The following is a 642-nucleotide window of genomic DNA, read 5'->3' on the forward strand; positions in this document are numbered from 1 at the left end:
CCCCCCCGTGGATGGGCGGTTTTGGCCCAGGGGGGGCGGCGTGCAGGGAAACCCCTGTCCCCGCCCCGCGGGAAAAACCAACCGCGCGGTTGGGGGGAGGGAGCTTGCCCCCGTGCGACAGCGCAACGGGAGCTGGCTTTTTTGGGGGGGGCGCTGCGCACCCCAGCGCAAGCAAGCTCCCTCGCCACAACAGTACCCGTACACAAAACGAACATTGAAAAAAACAACAACAAGGAGTCACCCCTATGAATCGTCGTCGTGGTTTGCGTTCCCTGTGCTGCGCCGCTGTGGCGGTCTCGGCCATGAGCTTGAGCGGCCTGTTGCTGGCCGCTGAAGAAGTGAAAATCGGTTTTCTGGTCAAGCAGGCCGAAGAGCCGTGGTTCCAGACGGAGTGGGCGTTTGCGGAAAAAGCCGCCCAGGACAAAGGCTTCAAACTCATCAAGATCGCGGTGCCGGACGGCGAGAAAACCCTCTCGGCCATCGACAGCCTGGCCGCCAACGGCGCCAAAGGCTTCGTGATCTGCCCGCCGGACGTGTCCCTGGGCCCGGCCATCGTTGCCAAGGCCAAGGTCAACGGTTTGAAAGTGATGGCCGTGGATGACCGCTTTGTCGATGCCAAGGGCAACTTCATGGAAGACGTGC

Annotated in this window: 1 protein-coding gene; it reads left to right on the forward strand. The window is 62.5% G+C overall.

All coding sequences use genetic code 11. The features are described 5' to 3' along the window. Positions 1-245: 245 nt before the first annotated feature. Positions 246-642, forward strand: a 397-nt coding sequence (locus GIW79_RS29565; protein ID WP_157717984.1) for a substrate-binding domain-containing protein, incomplete at its 3' end; no start/stop codon positions are given.

Source organism: Pseudomonas sp. PA-7-1E, from assembly GCF_021605325.1.
Lineage (GTDB): Bacteria > Pseudomonadota > Gammaproteobacteria > Pseudomonadales > Pseudomonadaceae > Aquipseudomonas > Aquipseudomonas fluorescens_BV.